The sequence below is a fragment of the Actinomyces procaprae genome (genome assembly GCF_004798665.1).
Lineage (GTDB): Bacteria > Actinomycetota > Actinomycetes > Actinomycetales > Actinomycetaceae > Actinomyces > Actinomyces procaprae.
In genome coordinates this window covers 3,104,725-3,120,871 of record NZ_CP039292.1, presented here as the reverse complement: position 1 = coordinate 3,120,871, position 16,147 = coordinate 3,104,725, and the positions used below count along the sequence as shown (strand labels likewise).

Here is a 16,147-nt window from a genome sequence, read left to right as displayed (position 1 = left end):
CCGCCCGACCCTCGGAGGAGCCGTGCACAAGGCCCAGATCGCTGCCCTGACGGCAGCCACGCTCGTCGTCTTCGGCGCCTATTACGGGCTGGCCGACGCACTGGATCTGGTACCCGGCGTGCTGACCGCATCGCCCGCCGACTACACGGTCCAGCCCTTCCCCACGGCCTCCGCCGTCGCCCAGGAGCCCGACGCCGCCTCCGGCCTGGCCGCGGACGCACCGGTGCCCGATGCCGCCGAGCTGACCGCCCTGGCGAACACGCTGGCGGGGGATGAGCGGGTAGGCAAGGGCACGACAGGGGTGTCGATCGTGGACGTGGTCAGCGGCGAGGAACTGGTGGATGTTCGCGCCGGCTCGCCCCTGACTCCCGCATCCTCGAACAAGGTGCCGGTGGCCTGGGCGGCGCTGTCACTCATGGGCGCCGAGCACACGCTGCGCACCACCGCCGTCCTGGAGGGGAGCACGCTGACCCTGGTGGGTGGCGGGGACGTCCTGCTCGCTGAGGACGCCGGCGACCCGGACGCGACGGTGGGCCGCGCCGGCCTGGGCGACCTGGCCCGGAGCGCCGCCGCGCAGCTGGAGGCGCAGGGCGTCACCAGCGTCACCGTCGCCCTGGATGACACCCTGTTCACCGGTCCCACCTGGAACGACGCCTGGGCCGCGGGCAACGAGTCCTGGGTGGCGCCGATACAGCCGCTCATGGTTGACGTGACCGCCTACCCCTCCGGCGGCTACCCGGCCGACCCCGCCATGGATGCCGCCCAGGTCTTCGCCGACCACCTGCGCGCCGCCGGCATTTCGGTGACCGGGCAGGTCAGCCGGGCGGCGGCGGGCGCGGAGGCCACCGAGTTGGCGGCCGTCGAGTCCGCGCCGCTGGCCGACATCCTGTCCGTCTCCCTGAAGGCCTCCGACAACACGATGACGGAGGTTGAGGGGCGCCTGGTGGCGCTCGCCGCCGGGGAGGAGGCCAGCTTCGACGGCGCGACTCGGGCGGTGCTCGCCCGGCTGCGGGACGACGGCTTCGACGTCAGCGGCGTCACCATGCGCGACTCCTGCGGCCTGGCCCTGGGGGACAAGGTCCCGGCCCGGCTCCTGGCCCAGATCATCGCCCGGGCGGCGGGCGACGACGCCGGCACCACCGGACGCAGCCTCATGACGGCACTGCCCGTGGGCGGCCTGGACGGGACGCTGGATGACCGCTACGTGGGGATCTCCGGCGCGGGCACGGTGCGCGCCAAGACCGGCTCCCTGGATACGGCGGCATCCTTGACGGGCACGGTGGTCACCGCCGACGGGCGCCTGCTGGCATTCAGTGTGATCGTGGACGGCTTCGAGGAGGGCGGGCTGTACTCCGCCCGGATGGCCATCGACGACGATCTGGTCTCCCCGCTGGCCGCCTGCGGCTGCGGGGGCTGAGCGGTGAGCGCGGTGCCGGGCGGGCCCGTCCAGGACGGCGTCGGCGGGGCTGCGGCTTGCGGGGCTGCGGCCGACGGCGTCGACTGGGAGGGGGCGTTGCGGCTGGCCCGCCTGGCCACGCCGGCCGGGCCGCGGGTGCCCGGGGCGGACCGCCGCGGCATCGTGGTGCTGCTGCGGCGCAGTGCGGAGGACGCGCTGCCGTGGGCGGCGCAGATCACCGGCATGAGTCGTGCGGGCCGTCTGGCGGCGCAGACGATGCGTGTGCTGGTGGTGGACCGGGCGGGCCTGCAGCGGGCCAATGCCGCGTTCCTGCGCACGCTCATGGAGCGGGTGCCGGAGCCCGCGGGCTCGCGGGCCGGGGTGCCCGACGGCGTCGGACGCGCCGCCGTGACCGGCGCGGTGGCCGGCCTGCTCGGCCTGGTGTCCACGCGTGTGCTCGGCCAGGTGCTGCCGGCGGGGGCGGAGCCCGGAGAGGGCGGCGGCGTGGACGCGGGCGCGGGTGCTGGGGCCGCCCACCAGGCCGCGCCTGACCCCGCGCAGGGGGCCGCCGCGGGGCCGGGTGCTGGCGCCGTCGCGGGCACGGTCCGCATGCTGCTGGTGGCGCCGAATGTGCTCGGTGTGCAGCGGGAGTGGGACCTGGACCGGCTGGACCTGCCCGCCTGGGTGGCGCTGCACGAGGCCGCTCACGTCCTGCAGCTGACGGCCGCGCCCTGGCTGGCCGACTATCTGGCCGCGCAGGTGGTTGAGGTCGCCGACGCGCTGGTGCGCCTGCCGGAACCGGGCGAGCCCCGGGGCGTGTCCCGACTGGTTCGGGCGCTGCGGTCCGGGACGGCGGCGGGGCCGGAGGCGCTCTCGCCGCTGCTGGCCGACCGCCTGGGGGCCGCCGAGCGTGAACGGCTGGCCGCCGTCGCCGCCACCATGGCGCTGCTGGAGGGGCATGCGGAGGCGGTGCTCGACGCCGTCGAGCCCAGCCGGATGCCCTCGGTGCACCGGCTGCGTGCCGTGCTGCGGCACTCTCGCGACGGTGCCGCGGCCACGGTGCTGGAGCGGCTGCTGGGGGCGGAGGCCAAGCGGGCCCAGTACGTTGACGGGGCGGAGTTCGTGCGCGCCGTCGTCGACCGGGTGGGGCATGCGGGACTGAACGTGGTGTGGCGGGCGCCGGAGAACCTGCCGCGGCCCGAGGAGATCGCCCGGCCCGAGGCCTGGATCGAGCGGCTGGGACTGTAGCCGGGTGTGAAAGGATGCCGCCGGGACTGGAGCCCTCGCGTTCTCCCGACGCCGCCCCAGCCGCCGCAAGTTGTATGCCGAGAACTCGCCGGAGAACCAGGAGGCTCACACATGGATGCCGCGGACATGGGACAGGACCTGCAGCAGGTGCTCATCACCGAGGAGGAGATCAACCAGCGCCTTGATGAGATGGCCGCACAGATCGACGTCGACTACGCCGACCGCGACCTGCTGCTGGTGGGCGTGCTCAAGGGGGCCGTCTACGTGATGGCGGACCTGTCGCGCCGACTGCACCGCTCGGTGCCCATGGACTGGATGGCGGTGTCCTCCTACGGGTCGGGCACCAAGTCCAGCGGGGTCGTGCGCATCCTGAAGGATCTGGACGCGGACGTCACCGGCCGGCACGTGCTGGTGGTGGAGGACATCATCGACTCCGGGCTGACCCTGTCCTGGCTGCTGGGGAACCTGTCCAGCCGCGGCGCGGCCAGCGTGGAGATCGCCACCCTGCTGCGCAAGCCGGAGGCTGCCAAGGTGGAGGTGGACGTCAAGTACGTCGGCTTCGACATCCCCACCGAGTTCGTGGTCGGCTACGGGCTGGACTACGCGGAGAAGTACCGCAACCTGCCGTTCATCGGGACCCTGCGCCCGGAGGTCTACGGCGGCTGAGGCGTGGGCTTCGGCCTGGATGACGCCGTCGAGCCTGGTGCCGCGTCGGGTGCGTGTCCAACGATTGTCAGGGGAGCGGGTCGGGGATGACGTCGATCACGCCCATTCCGTAGGAGGTATGTGAACCGACGTTGGTATAGCGGGCCAGGGCCATTAGCCGCGAGAAGGCGGCCGTGGCCGGGGTGCCGGTGGGGCCGCAGATGCGCAGCCGGCCGGCGCGGGCGGGGATGCGTCGGTCGGCGAGTCGGCCGCGGGAGTCGCGTCGGGGCATGCCCAGGCCGACGGCGACGGCGTGAGTGCGGTCCTCCATGGCCAGGAGCCGTTCCAGATGGGCGCGTTCCGGCAGCGTTGGCGCGGTCTGGGGCGACCAGCGGCGCCAGCGGCTGTGGAGGCTGGTTGCCAGGGATGTTGGGGTGATGCCGGGCGAGTGTCGGCCCCGGGTGGTGAACACGGTGGGGGACAGCAGCTGGATGCTCCAGGCGTTGTGCTCGCAGGTGGCGGCCAGTTCCTCCCAGGAGGACTGCTCAAGCACCTGCGCTTCCAGGGCGGCGGCGAGGACCGTGTGCTCGGCGCCGTCGCCGAGCGGCAGTACGCCGCCCCAGGCGAGCCAGGCGTCGAGCGTGTCCAGGAGGTGATCGTTCAGGATACGCAGCTCGATTCCGATCATGCCCGGCGACTCGTCCATCTGGCCCAGGCAGTAGGGCTTGGGGCCGGGGGCGTCGTGCGGCGTGCGGTGGGCCAGGCTGGGCAGGTGCCGGGCGCGTGCGGGGGAGATGCCTGCGGGCAGATCCAGTACGTGGCCCCAGGCCGCGTGGAGACGTCGGGGCGTGGCGTGGACGCGGGCGTCGACATCGAAGCGGATGTACACGGTAGCGGGCACGGTCACGCCTCCTGCTGGTTTGTACGCGTGTGCGTCACGACGTTGTGTGCGGCGGTGGTGGGATCGGGACGCCGAGTACATCCTGTCACCGATCAAGCGGGTACGGGAGCGAATTAGCTGTACTAGCTGGTGGAGTCTTGCGATGAGGAGTGCCGTTGTACAGGGGGCGTTGGCAAGGGGAGAGGAGACGGAGCGACAGTGCCGGGTTGCGGGTGTGGCTGGTGGCGTTGGTGTGGCCTGTGTGGATGGTGTGACACCTGCTGGTAGGTCACAGTTCGGTCTACGATACAAAGATTGGTACGTTTTGACCCCGACTTTTCCGCATGACTTCGTTGAAAGTTGGTGGCTGGAGGGGCCTGGAGGGGTGTCGGTGGCGCTTGGCGTGTTTTCAACGAAAGGTGGTACTTTTGGGGTGGTGCCGGTCGGTCCCGTGGGGTGCTTGCGGGGTCGGTGGCGATCTCGCCTCTGGAAGTGGCGGAATGACGCGGTTTCCAGGGGTAGGGGTCAGGAAGCACCTCGCACCTCAAGGTGCATTAAGACGACGTTGGCTTCCATTTGGACCTCCTGTCCAAATTGGTCAGGAAGCACCTCGCACCTCAAGGTGCATTAAGACCCGTTGGTGAAGTGTGCGTTTATCTACAAAGCGCCCGTCAGGAAGCACCTCGCACCTCAAGGTGCATTAAGACGCTGTATAGTCCAGCCCAGCCGCAACAATAGACATGTCAGGAAGCACCTCGCACCTCAAGGTGCATTAAGACTTCTCCCGAAGAGTGTTCCCGGCGTGCCGACGGAAGGTCAGGAAGCACCTCGCACCTCAAGGTGCATTAAGACTTGGCGGCGATGACGCGGTTGACAGCTTCGTTGATACGTCAGGAAGCACCTCGCACCTCAAGGTGCATTAAGACGAACGTGCCGGCCGCGCCGCGCGGAGCGCAGCGCTAGGTCAGGAAGCACCTCGCACCTCAAGGTGCATTAAGACCTCCGGGCAAGCGTCTGCCCAGAGCCCAACATATAGTCAGGAAGCACCTCGCACCTCAAGGTGCATTAAGACGCTCTGCTTCACGGACGTGGTGATGGTGTTCTGGTAGGTCAGGAAGCACCTCGCACCTCAAGGTGCATTAAGACATGACCGACATCAATTTTTTGTTACGCATCGTCGCGTCAGGAAGCACCTCGCACCTCAAGGTGCATTAAGACTTGGTGACGCGACGCTGGACGCGCTCGGCGGAGACGGTCAGGAAGCACCTCGCACCTCAAGGTGCATTAAGACGAGAAGGAAAGTTTGTTGAGGGCGTGATTGACGCGTCAGGAAGCACCTCGCACCTCAAGGTGCATTAAGACGACCTCGTTCGCAGCGGGAGCCTGGGACTGGGGCTGCGTCAGGAAGCACCTCGCACCTCAAGGTGCATTAAGACCGATTCGCTCTAGATCCTCCTTACTCAGCTCGTCAGGAAGCACCTCGCACCTCAAGGTGCATTAAGACTTCCGCCTCGGCGGCGGTGTCGGCCTGTGCGGCGAGTCAGGAAGCACCTCGCACCTCAAGGTGCATTAAGACTTTTGCAGTGTCGGCCGTAGCCGGCCACGGGCGAGTCAGGAAGCACCTCGCACCTCAAGGTGCATTAAGACCAGTCATTGCGGTCGTTACTCATGCTTCCTCCTTGAGTCAGGAAGCACCTCGCACCTCAAGGTGCATTAAGACATCTCTTCCCGGTCCTCTGCTGCACAACGCAGACGTGTCAGGAAGCACCTCGCACCTCAAGGTGCATTAAGACAAGGGCTGTGAAGCACAAAATTACGTTCGCGCAGGTCAGGAAGCACCTCGCACCTCAAGGTGCATTAAGACTGTCACGCACGCTCCTTGACCATCGCCGCGACATAGGTCAGGAAGCACCTCGCACCTCAAGGTGCATTAAGACACACGCTCCTCCGACCAGACCTCCGTCTCAAACCTGAGTCAGGAAGCACCTCGCACCTCAAGGTGCATTAAGACTGATTGCTATCATTCTGGACCTCCTGTCCAAATTGTTAGTCAGGAAGCACCTCGCACCTCAAGGTGCATTAAGACGGACGTCCGTTGAGCTGGAAGATCAGGGCGACCTGTCAGGAAGCACCTCGCACCTCAAGGTGCATTAAGACCTCCTCGCTCGGCTTGAAGATCGTGCCCCACATGGGGTCAGGAAGCGCCTCGCACCTCAAGGTGCATTAAGACCCGCAGGCGTATCGAATCGCTACGCCGTTGATAAGGGGCTCTTCCGGATTTAGGGGTGTGGGGTAGGCGCGGGCGCCTCGGTCTGGTGTGGTAGTGACTCGGGCCTGGCTGGTGGGCCTGCCCGGTGTCAGTAGTCGAACCCGCGGGCTGGTCGCGCGTGTCGAGCCCAGGCGTATACGCGCGGACAGCTGGCGTTCGGGGTGTGAGTGGTGGTGAATGTCCAGATTCGGGACAAACGGTGCGGGCAGCGTCCCAGGCCACGACCAAAACGTTGGAATCATGCGGGTTCCAGAACGACTCACGCCCACGTGGGCGGCGTTTGTCCCGAATCTGGACACTTTTCCGGGATGTGCGGCAGCAGCGAGCGCCGCCGCAGGCGTACCCGCAGGTGAGTAGAGCAGCACGCGAGCCACACGTGCGCCGGACAACGCACCCTCAAGCTGGAAGAGCCCGTTACACCGGGGCCTGCCCTGCGGGCCTGCGGTCAAAGGTCCAGCACCAGTCGAAGTCCATCGTCCACGCGGGCGAGAATGTGCATGGGGACAGCGCCGATGCGGTTGTTCAACCTGGAGCGGTCAACGACAAGAGTTTGCGAGACATTGACGACGCACTGCTTGGGCAGACCCGCCTCACCGCGCTCCAGCTCGACGTTGCCCGGCGCCGCTGCCAGGCGCAGGTTGCTGGTTATGGCTGACACGATGACGGTGGCTATACGGGATCGGTTGAACCGGTCCGAGGAGACGATCAGGGCGGGCCTGAGGTAGCCGGGTTCCGAGCCGATGGGGTCGCCGAAGTCGAGCCACCAGACCTCACCCCGAGCTACCACGGCCATGCCCCCGACTCGATGAGTCTCCTGGCCGGTGTCAACGGCGTCTGTGCCGACTCGACATCTTCGAGGGCGTTGAGCGCTTCAGTCACAGGATCATCGCTGTAGCGAACAATCAGGTCGTGGACGGCCTTCGTGTACAGCTGCGAACGGCTCCAGCCGAGGCGCCGCGCAACTTCCTCGGCCTCCTGGAATACCGGGTCTGGAATGGATACCGCTGTCTTCACACACTGAGTATAACTGGTATGACCGGACTGATCTAGGCGGTCTTGTGCGCTCGGATGTACGGTTTCGCCCGCCACCGCCTCTCCCGAGGGCGGATGGTGGGTGCCGGTGTGCCCGAATGCCCCACTCATTCACGCCGTCGGCGCTACGATCAACCTGCGCCACCTCGCCACTCGACGAAGAGATCATGGAATGGACTCGCACCCAGACATCCCACCACCTTCCGCCGGCGGAGCACGTCCGACGGGAATCCCGGCGCCTGCTCGCCGGCGAGGTCCCAGGAGCTATCGGCAACGGCGCAGGCGCCGCCGCAATGACGAGTTCCGTGCTCCGCGCCGGGACCAGTTCCTCGGCCAGGACCTTCCACCACTGGCGAGGCGCTCCCTCCTGCCGACTGCGTCCGCGGACGCCGACGCACAGGACTCGGCCGGTACCACCTCGAACTCCGTGTACGAGCGCATCAGCTCGATCGAGACCCTGACAGCGGCCTGGGAGACCGTGCTCGCACGTGACGCCCGCGACGGGGTGCTCCAGAAGCAGACCCGCGCCATCGTCGGCGACCTCGAGCGCTTCCTCGACGAACTCTCAACCTCACTGCGCGAGGGCATCTACACCCCCGAGCCCTTCATGCGCCTGGACATCCCCAAGCGTGAGCCCGGCGAGACACGGGCGCTCCACGTCCCCTCCATTCGCGACCGCATAGTCGAGCGCGCCGTCCTGGATACGATCGCCCACAGGGCCGACCTGCTGATGTCCACCTGCTCATTCGCCTACCGCACCGGCATCGGCACCGACGACGCCATCGACCTGCTCGCCACCCTCCGCGACGACGGCTACCAGTACGTGCTGCGCACCGACGTGGAGGACTACTTCCCCAACGCGGACGTCGAGGACGCCCTCACCGTGCTCTCCCCGGTGCTGCGGTGCACGCGGACCATCAACCTGATCCGTCTGCTCGCCCGGCCCCGCCGCGCCCACGGCGAGCGGCGCGTGCGGGGCCGTGGTATCGCCCAGGGCTCCTGCCTGTCCCCGCTGCTGGCCAACCTGGCGCTGGCCGACGTCGATACCGCGCTGTGCGACGCCGGCTACGGCTATGCCCGCTTCGCCGACGACATCGTCGTGTGCGCCCCCACCGAGGACGACCTGCTGTCCGCCTACGACCTGCTCAGTTCCCGGGTCGCCGCCCACGGGCTGAGCCTGAATCAGGAGAAGACCACCATGACCACCTTCGACGAGGGCTTCTGCTACCTCGGAGTCGACTTCTCCCGCACCCGCCCGGCGGTGGACCCCCACCACGACATCAAGGGCCGTCCCAACCCGGACAAGGTCGTCTACGTCGGCCGCGACGGCGCGCGGCTGCACGTGACCAAGGGCCGGCTGATCGTCGACGGCGCCGACGGCCTCCCCCAGGTCTCCATTCCCCGGCAGGCGGTCAGCCGCATAGTGCTCACCGGCGCCGTGGGGCTCTCCGCCGGGGCGCGCTCCTGGGCGCTGTACAACGACATCGACGTCGTCTTCCTCTCCCGCCGCGGCAGCTACCTGGGGCAGCTCTCCGGCCTGCGCGACACCGCCAACGCCCGGCGCCTGCTCACCCAGGCCGCCTTCGCCGCCGACGACGGTGCCCGCCTACCGCTCGCCCGCGCCATTGTGCGGGCCAAGCTGCGCCACCAGGTAGGCGTCCTGCACCGCATCGGCCGGCGCGACAGCGGGGCCGACATCGAGGCGACCTGCACCACCATCCGGGAGCTGTCCGAGGACGCCGCCCACGCCGCCGACACCGACGAACTCATGGGCCTGGAGGGGGCGGCGTCGACCGAGTACTTCGAAGCACTGTCCCGACTCGTGCCCGAGGACGTCTCCTTCCAGGGACGCAGTCGACGCCCGCCCAAGGACCTGGCCAACGCCGCCTTCTCCTATGCGTATGCGATCCTGCTGTCGGAGTGCACCGGGGCGCTCATCGCCGCCGGGCTCGAGCCCTCGCTGGGCGTGTTGCACGCCTCCACCGACAAACGCCCCAGCCTGTCCCTGGACCTGATGGAGGAGTTCCGCCCGCTACTGGTGGACCGTACCGTCATGGCGCTGCTGCGCTCCCGCCGTCTGCGCCCCGAACACGCCACCGACTCTCCCGACGGCGACGGCGTCTGGCTGGGGCCGGAGGGCAAGAAGGCACTGGTGGACGGCTACGAGGCGACTTTGCAGCGGCAGGTCAAGGGGGCGCTGCCGGGCTTTGCGGGTACCTGGCGGCGCCACATTCACCACCAGGCGCAGCTGCTGGGGCGGGCCATCACCGAGCCCGGCTACGAGTGGACCGGTGCGGCATGGCGATGATCGTTATTCTGGCCTACGACGTCGCGGCGGACTCTCGCCGCACCCGCCTGGCCGCGGCGCTGGAGAGCTGGGGATACCGGATTCAGGAGTCGGTGTTCCAGCTGCGGCTGGAGGAGGGGGAGCTCGACGAGGTGCGTGAGCGTGTCAATGACATCATCGACTCCCGGGACGATGTGGTTCACCTCTATCCGTTGTGCGCGAACTGCCTGGGGCGCGCTGAGGTGCACGGCACCGCCCCGGCCCTTGACGACGGCGGCCTGTACCGCGGGGTGTGGTGAGACAGCGCTGGCCGCCGGCAAGGCGCCGGGACGAGGCAGCGTCAATCGTCCTCCGATAGGAATGCGGTGATCTCCTCAGCACTGATTGGGCGGCCTATTCGAAGCAGGTGCAAGCCGGTCTCCTCATCAACCTCGGCTGTGGGGGACGGCTCGATCTGGTTGGGGCCGGGTGCAGTCGACTCCGACGCTATTGCGGGCATGGGTGCCTCCGATTGTCATTGGCGGATCAGTGTACGCTGGGGCGAAGGAGGGGCGGCAATGGCAGACATTGCAACGGGACGGGTGCGGTTCCGCGACGTCGAGCCTTATGACGTACCGGATTCGCTCGACGAGTTACGGGGGCCGGCCACGGGGCCGGTGCAGTTGCCTGCCGGTGTGCGTTGGGTGTCCGGTGACCGCACCTATGACGTGGGTCGCGAGTACACAGGGAGACTCGTCTACCAGGCCGTGCTTGCCGAGGGCCTGGTAGACGAGCAGCGTCGGTTCCTCAACCGTGGCCGGACCATTGAGCTGTGGCCGGTGCTCAACCTTGACAAGAGGATCGTGCAGCTGTGGGAGGGGCGGTTTCCGGAGCTGCACGGGCGTGCGCGGCAGTGGTAGACAACCTCGCCGCCGAGCAGATCCCGGCTTTCGCCCGCACTACCTGGCGCAGCGTCTCGATCAGGTCAGTTCGATTACACCCGGCTCGTGGCTGACTACAGCGTGACGCCCCAGCAGCTCGACGGCGTGAAGGAACGTCTGAAGAGCTGGCGGCAGGAGATCCGGGTGCGAGGGCGCCGCGCTGAGTAGCGCTGGGCGGATCGGCAGCGGTGCGTATCGGATGCATTCTACGGCGGCGCACTGCGCTGCCGCGCCTCAGTCAAAACTCGTTACTCAGTATCTACGGCAAGGTGAAGTCGTTGCTGCAAGCCCTGGTTCCGGGAATGACGTACTCGTCGATGGGAGTGTTAAGCGGTTGTTCCTTCATGGCCTGAACGCAGATGTGCCAGAGCTGGCCGTCCTCGACTCTCTCTGTGCGCTCGTCGTCTTCTAGCAGTTGATTCAGGTAGTCAACCGGGTAGTGCCTCTCAGTAACTTCCCTGTCTCCCGAATAGCGAGGGATGGAGTACGCGTATTTTACAGGTTTCACGGCTACGACCGTGAGGTCGTAACCGTGCACTTCGGGGTCGTCAACGATGCTCCATCGTATATCCACCCCGTTGTCTTCCAGTATGGTCACTTCGATCGGTGCCGTAGCGCCGCCGGCGAGGGAAGTCGACGTGGGTGATGGGCTTGGAGTTGGCCGGAAGCATGGGGCGAATCTGAAGTCGTTGACTCCGAGCCAGGTCAACAGTACGGGCACGAAGATAGCGAGACTGAACCCAAGGAGCTTTCGCAGGCGGGGGTGTCGTGTTCCTTGTTCTCCATGTACTGTCCGCTGGTCATCGTTTGGCGTCAATGGTCATCCCTTCGGTGCGCTATCAGGAGCCAGAAGACCGGGAAGGTCGTAGGTGTGGGCGAGTGCGTGCTTGTTATCCGGGATACTCTGCTTGACGCGGTTCTCCTCGCGGTTCTTGAACCAGTTGGTGGTAGCGGATACTCCGGTCTTCTTGTCCGCGGGCTTGTCTGCGTCAGGATACTGGACCGGTGCGGCGTCATCCCATCCGTAGGCTGCACGTACGAAGGAACGCACCGGCAACGTGGACTCGAAGCCATCCGGTAGTGTGTCCAATGCGTCGGCGAGCCTGGCGAAAGGCGTTGTCGCCGTGTCGATCGGCATGCTGCCCAGGCATCCGGACAACTCCGTGTACAGCTGAGCGAATTCCTCACCGGTGTTCATGCGCACATCGGTGGCTCTGATCTCCACACTGCCAAGCCCCAATGGCTTGCCGAAACCGAGTCGGTGATAGCCCCGGCGCATCGACTGGTCATTGAGGGATGCGCCGGCGGGTACCAAGCGCTCGGGCGTGAGCAGCCAGAGCAGGACGGCCAGCTCCTCCCTTGTGATTCCTTCGAACCGGATCGAGGTGCTGAATGTGGCGCCGGGGAGCAGGTAGGAACCGACGACGGTGTCGTGCGGCCCAACATCGGCATGGAGCGGCGTGCTGTTCGGTAGGTCATCGTCTCTGCCAAGTAGCCCTCGGTGCGTTGGGTAGACCTTGCGGATGAGCGATTGGCCGAACTGATAGGTACCGGCGCGAGTGGTGGCCTCGGGGAGGGGCTCACCTTGCTTGCCCCGCAGGTAGGGAACCCCTGTCGACGGCTTGGGGCTGGCCAGAGTAGGCACAAACCACCCGGAGTATCCCTCCTCGGGCAGGCGCAGCCAGGTGCGGCCTGGCGGGAGCGGCTCCGGCGTTACAGGCCGAATGGTGATGCGGCCTCGTACGGCCGCCGCCTGGTCCGTACCCGGCTGCTTCTTGTCGGTGACGAAGCCCCACATGCGGTCCCCGGCGGAGGCCTCGTCGTAAGTGCGCGCCGGGGAAACGCCCGTCTTCTCGGCCAGCGCTGCCGGGGAAACCGAGCCCGGAGCGACGCGCCGGCCAACTTGAGACGGCGTGAGCCCGGTGATGTTGCCCTTGTTCGACACCGAGGCGAACAGAGGGATGCCTGGGCCTTTGGAGGCGAGTTTCAGCAAGAACTGCTTGATCTGTACGCGGTCGGCCATGACAGCGGAGTCTTTGCCCGTGTGTACCTTGGGATCAGAGGCGCCGAGTATCTGTCCGTGCTTATTGATCTTGCCATTGTCGATCTCATGGATTAGCCATGTCTTCGAGTCGGTCGACTTGCGAGTATTCGTATTACGAGGGGTGCCCGCCTTCTCGCGGTCCATGAGTTGGCGAATGTTCTCCAGGTAGCTGTGAATGACTTCTACCAAGCGATCGAGGATGTCCTCGCTGACGGGAAGGGATATGTGATTCTTCTTCTTGTTGAAGAAGACGAACTCGTTGAGCTTGGTGTCGATCAGCGGGTCGGAACCCTGAGGGGTTAGTCTGACGATGTAGCCCTCATACGGGCCATTCTGGTCTATTTTGCGATCTTTTGTGCCGCAGAAGCGTTCGGTTCCTACGGCTTCTACTACCGCGCGCTGTGTTTTGTAGAAGGCCTCCGTCTGGACGGTGAAGCTAATCTTAGCAAGGTGCGGAGTGGCGCGACGCAGGTCAGCCAGTCTATTCTCGACATCGCGGGATGTCACTCCCTCGGCGTACCGGCACTTCTTCCCCTTCGTTGAACCTGAGTACATCCAGGTGCCTGTCGAATCGTAAAGCGCTGTGGCGGAAGCAGGGCTATTGGGCAGAACCGCTGCACACACGTGCGTCGGACGGTTCCAGCCACGCCGACCCGGGACATCATTCATTCCCAGCATGACCCGAGCCCGCAATCCCGTCTCGGAATCCGCGGCGCCTCCGCCACGCACAAGGAAGACCGGATACAACGTCGTCGACTCCTGCGTAGTGCGCCTGTGGGTGAGAACCCGGTCGTGATCGGCGAATACGCGCATGCGCGAAGCGGTGACTGCCTCGTACGCGGAGGAGAGCACACCCTTGAGCGTGGTGACCGGGATGGTGACATCCTCCCAACTGCGGGCGCCTTCCGGATCACCGCTGCGCGAAGCGACCACGACTCGTCCGTCGACGGTTCTCTGCCCGGGGACAGTTCGGGAGGCCGCCTTGATGCTGACTTCGATCTCACCGGACAGCGTGTCGGGAGAGAGCTGATCGTGCCCCGATGGGGTGTGTTCACCGAAGAAGTGACCCGTGGACCTGGGCACGGTCGGGATTCCGTTGTAAGCGTGGTGCCATGTCATCGGGGGCGTCCTCCCAGAATGGGATCCTGCGGATGGTGTGGGTGTCTACCCTTGGTGCCGCGTTCGTGAACCCTATTGAGAGAACTATCGTCGTCGGCCACGATACGATGTGCGGCCATAATTCCGCTGGCCGCCGTGGTTCTTCTTGTGCTCGGTGATGTGCAAGGGCTTGGTCGACTCCGGGCCGAATAGGTCGCGCGGCGCGATGCCCTTGCCCCGTTTCGGCTCGCCAGTCTCGAAGTCGATGCGGTTGTTCTCCCTGTTCTCCTTCAGCCGCATATGGCGCACCGGACTGCCATCGTCGTAACCGTAGGCAGCACGCTGCATCGCCTTAACCCACGGAGTCTTCGCCAGCGCGGAGGCCTCCGGGAGCTCGAACTCCCCCGGATCGACCACCGGGTCTACGCAGCCGAGGCAGCCGGTGAGTGCTGTGTACTGCTCAGCGAAATGTGAATTCTTGCGCACACGCAAGCCAGCCGGTGCGACTCGCACTTCCAGCACGCCCAGACCGAGTGGCTTGCCGAGTCCCATCCGCAGATAGCCGACGGAGCCGCGTGCGCCTGCGGGTACCAGGTTCTCCGGGGTCAGTACCCAAAGGAGAGCGCCGAGCTCGGCGCCCGAGACATTGTTGAACGACAGTCGGCACCTCAGCACACTCCCCGCGGCAACCCACGCGTCAGCGGTGAGCCGTACGTCGTCATTCGCCTGGTCGACGCCGTCCTCGACGGGCAGGACAGTGGCGGACCGGGGCATACCCGGAGCATCGAGAATATCGCGGTGAACAGGGTAGGCCGCGACGCCAAGCAGCTGCCCGGGGACAAAGTGCTCAGACCGTTTCAAGGGGCGTCGTTGGTGGCTAGGAGACTGTGATTGTGGAGTTTTGCCTTGGGCGTCGGTGAGGAAACGGCGCGCCGAATTGGGCTTAGGGCTCAGGAGGGGAACCAGTCGGGCGGGTTCCTTTCTGATCAACGCGCCGGAGGTATCGACCGCACTGACGATTACCTGTCCCCGGGCTGCTACGTCGCCTCCCTGAGGGGCTTCCCGCACCTCAGGTACCACATATCCGAACAGGCGGTCCGCAGCGGACGACTGCTCGGCCGAGGCAAGCGGAAGCACTCCCTGTTCCTTCGCCAGCGAATAGGGGCTGGCGGCATATGCGTGGCGGCCAATGAGGATCGGTACGACTTCATGGACGGCCACCTTGCCGGTCTGAGTGTTCCTGTGAACGACCGCGTACGCCAGGCTACCGCACTTCAGCTCTGTAGCGTGCTCAGCAGTGGCGCGGTTAGCTCGGTGCTGCCCATCGCCCTCGCGTTCGCGGATGTAGCTGTCAACCACCAGCTTATAGCCCTCGCACACCGCGTTGCTCAGGACGACCTCCTCAGGGTGTTCACTGACGTCGAAGAACACCCTCTCATCGTGCTTATGGGCAAACAGCTGATTCGGTTCGTCGCCGACGGCGGTGGTGCGGAAGACGTATCCAGTCTTGTTCTCCATGGTGTCCACGACTCTGACGTTGTCCCTGATGCGAAACGCCTCCAGGCGCCGACCGCCTGTGTCGTAGATGTGCGTGACCTGCCAGTAGGAATAGCGCGCAGTTCCGCGGCCGCCGTTGTGCAGGCACAGAGACATGTCGCAGCGGATCTCCTGTTCATGTTTGGTGAGGTTGCGCAGTCGCTCTATCCCACCGTGTAGCACCAACTGTGCGTGGCCATTGTTGGCGGTGTCCTGCAGGGCTGCGGCATACATGGTGCGGTAGGTGATGCCGTCCTCCTTGTAATCGCCCTGGACAAGCACGTCGCCTCGCAGCAGCACTGCCCTTAAGCTGCCGTCGGTGTTTTTCCCGGTGACACGCAGTGGCACTAGCTGGAGCGCCGATGCCGGATCGGCGCGGTAGGTGAGGCGGCGTCGGCGGTCGTCCACATCGCGCCGAAAGGCGCCAGCATTGTTCATGTCGCCGAATACGCGGAAGCGGGAGCAGGTGAGGGTCTCGTATGCGCGCGAGATCATCCCCTTGACCATGGTTGGCGGGACGATCGGCTTCCCGCCTACTATCGGCAGTTTCACGTGCCCGTTCTTCTGCTCCCCGAAGACCAGCGGCGTGCGCACGGTCATCTCCAGGTCGATCGATCCGGACCAGCGATCTGGGTCGAGGTGGTCGTGTGAAGGCGGCTGGCCGTCACTGAACAACTCTGGGGGCAGTTCACCCTTGTTAGAGTCCGTTTGTGCTGTTTCGCGCAGCACCGGGATGCGGTTGACGGCCGAGTGGAATGGCTTGAATGAGATGGGGTCGTTCGAGTCGGACAT

13 protein-coding genes and 1 CRISPR repeat array are annotated in these 16,147 nt (G+C 66.0%); of the genes, 6 read left to right on the top strand and 7 right to left on the bottom strand.

Annotated features, from left to right (window positions below; genetic code table 11):
- The first annotated feature begins 22 nt into the window (after nt 1-22).
- The 3 genes from dacB to hpt all read left to right on the top strand — a co-directional run bounded on the left by dacB (nt 23) and on the right by hpt (nt 3,310).
- A complete protein-coding gene (gene dacB, locus E4J16_RS12745; protein ID WP_136314202.1) occupies nt 23-1,417 on the top strand; it encodes a D-alanyl-D-alanine carboxypeptidase/D-alanyl-D-alanine endopeptidase in 1,395 nt (464 codons plus the stop codon).
- Nucleotides 1,418-1,420: 3 nt separating this feature from the next.
- Entirely contained in the window at nt 1,421-2,644 is a 1,224-nt protein-coding gene (locus tag E4J16_RS12740; RefSeq protein WP_240038147.1) for a zinc-dependent metalloprotease, read from the top strand.
- Nucleotides 2,645-2,755: 111 nt separating this feature from the next.
- Complete coding sequence (hpt, locus tag E4J16_RS12735; protein WP_136193950.1) at nt 2,756-3,310, top strand: hypoxanthine phosphoribosyltransferase; 555 nt, start codon at nt 2,756-2,758, stop codon at nt 3,308-3,310.
- 67 nt (nt 3,311-3,377) lie between these two features.
- Here hpt and cas6 read toward each other — a convergent pair whose 3' ends face one another.
- The 3 genes from cas6 to E4J16_RS12720 all read right to left on the bottom strand — a co-directional run bounded on the left by cas6 (nt 3,378) and on the right by E4J16_RS12720 (nt 7,452).
- Nucleotides 3,378-4,196: a CRISPR system precrRNA processing endoribonuclease RAMP protein Cas6 gene (gene cas6 / locus E4J16_RS12730; protein ID WP_240038146.1), complete on the bottom strand. Its 819-nt coding sequence runs from the start codon at nt 4,194-4,196 to the stop codon at nt 3,378-3,380.
- A 497-nt stretch (nt 4,197-4,693) separates the two neighbouring features.
- A CRISPR array of direct repeats spans nt 4,694-6,399; the repeat unit is 37 nt; unit sequence GTCAGGAAGCACCTCGCACCTCAAGGTGCATTAAGAC.
- Between the two features lie 484 nt (nt 6,400-6,883).
- Complete coding sequence (locus E4J16_RS12725) at nt 6,884-7,231, bottom strand: type II toxin-antitoxin system PemK/MazF family toxin (protein WP_136314201.1); 348 nt, start codon at nt 7,229-7,231, stop codon at nt 6,884-6,886.
- A complete protein-coding gene (locus tag E4J16_RS12720; RefSeq protein ID WP_136314200.1) occupies nt 7,219-7,452 on the bottom strand; it encodes a hypothetical protein in 234 nt (77 codons plus the stop codon). The genes E4J16_RS12725 and E4J16_RS12720 overlap by 13 nt, the downstream gene beginning before the upstream one ends.
- A 445-nt stretch (nt 7,453-7,897) precedes the next feature.
- Here E4J16_RS12720 and cas1 point away from each other — a divergent pair, with 445 nt between their 5' ends.
- Together cas1 and cas2 are read left to right on the top strand one after the other, a co-directional pair.
- Entirely contained in the window at nt 7,898-9,778 is a 1,881-nt protein-coding gene (cas1, locus tag E4J16_RS12715; protein ID WP_168709513.1) for a CRISPR-associated endonuclease Cas1, read from the top strand.
- Nucleotides 9,769-10,056: a CRISPR-associated endonuclease Cas2 gene (cas2, locus tag E4J16_RS12710; RefSeq protein ID WP_092606642.1), complete on the top strand. Its 288-nt coding sequence runs from the start codon at nt 9,769-9,771 to the stop codon at nt 10,054-10,056. The genes cas1 and cas2 overlap by 10 nt, the downstream gene beginning before the upstream one ends.
- Nucleotides 10,057-10,097: 41 nt before the next feature.
- On the opposite strand, the gene E4J16_RS15195 is transcribed toward cas2, so the two are convergent.
- Nucleotides 10,098-10,256 carry a hypothetical protein gene (locus tag E4J16_RS15195; RefSeq protein WP_168709512.1) on the bottom strand — a complete coding sequence of 53 codons (159 nt, stop codon included), beginning with the start codon at nt 10,254-10,256 and terminating at the stop codon, nt 10,098-10,100.
- A 58-nt stretch (nt 10,257-10,314) separates the two neighbouring features.
- Between E4J16_RS15195 and E4J16_RS12705 the strand changes: the two genes are divergently transcribed.
- Nucleotides 10,315-10,656, top strand: coding sequence for a transcriptional regulator (locus E4J16_RS12705; RefSeq protein ID WP_136314198.1), 342 nt, complete (start codon nt 10,315-10,317; stop codon nt 10,654-10,656).
- 280 nt (nt 10,657-10,936) lie between these two features.
- On the opposite strand, the gene E4J16_RS12700 is transcribed toward E4J16_RS12705, so the two are convergent.
- The 3 genes from E4J16_RS12700 to E4J16_RS12690 form a co-directional block, all read right to left on the bottom strand.
- Nucleotides 10,937-11,275 (bottom strand): hypothetical protein, encoded by a 339-nt coding sequence (locus tag E4J16_RS12700; protein WP_136314197.1) that lies wholly within the window; start codon nt 11,273-11,275, stop codon nt 10,937-10,939.
- A 222-nt stretch (nt 11,276-11,497) separates the two neighbouring features.
- A complete protein-coding gene (locus tag E4J16_RS12695; protein WP_136314196.1) occupies nt 11,498-13,840 on the bottom strand; it encodes a hypothetical protein in 2,343 nt (780 codons plus the stop codon).
- Between the two features lie 84 nt (nt 13,841-13,924).
- Nucleotides 13,925-16,147 carry a hypothetical protein gene (locus tag E4J16_RS12690; RefSeq protein ID WP_136314195.1) on the bottom strand — a complete coding sequence of 741 codons (2,223 nt, stop codon included), beginning with the start codon at nt 16,145-16,147 and terminating at the stop codon, nt 13,925-13,927.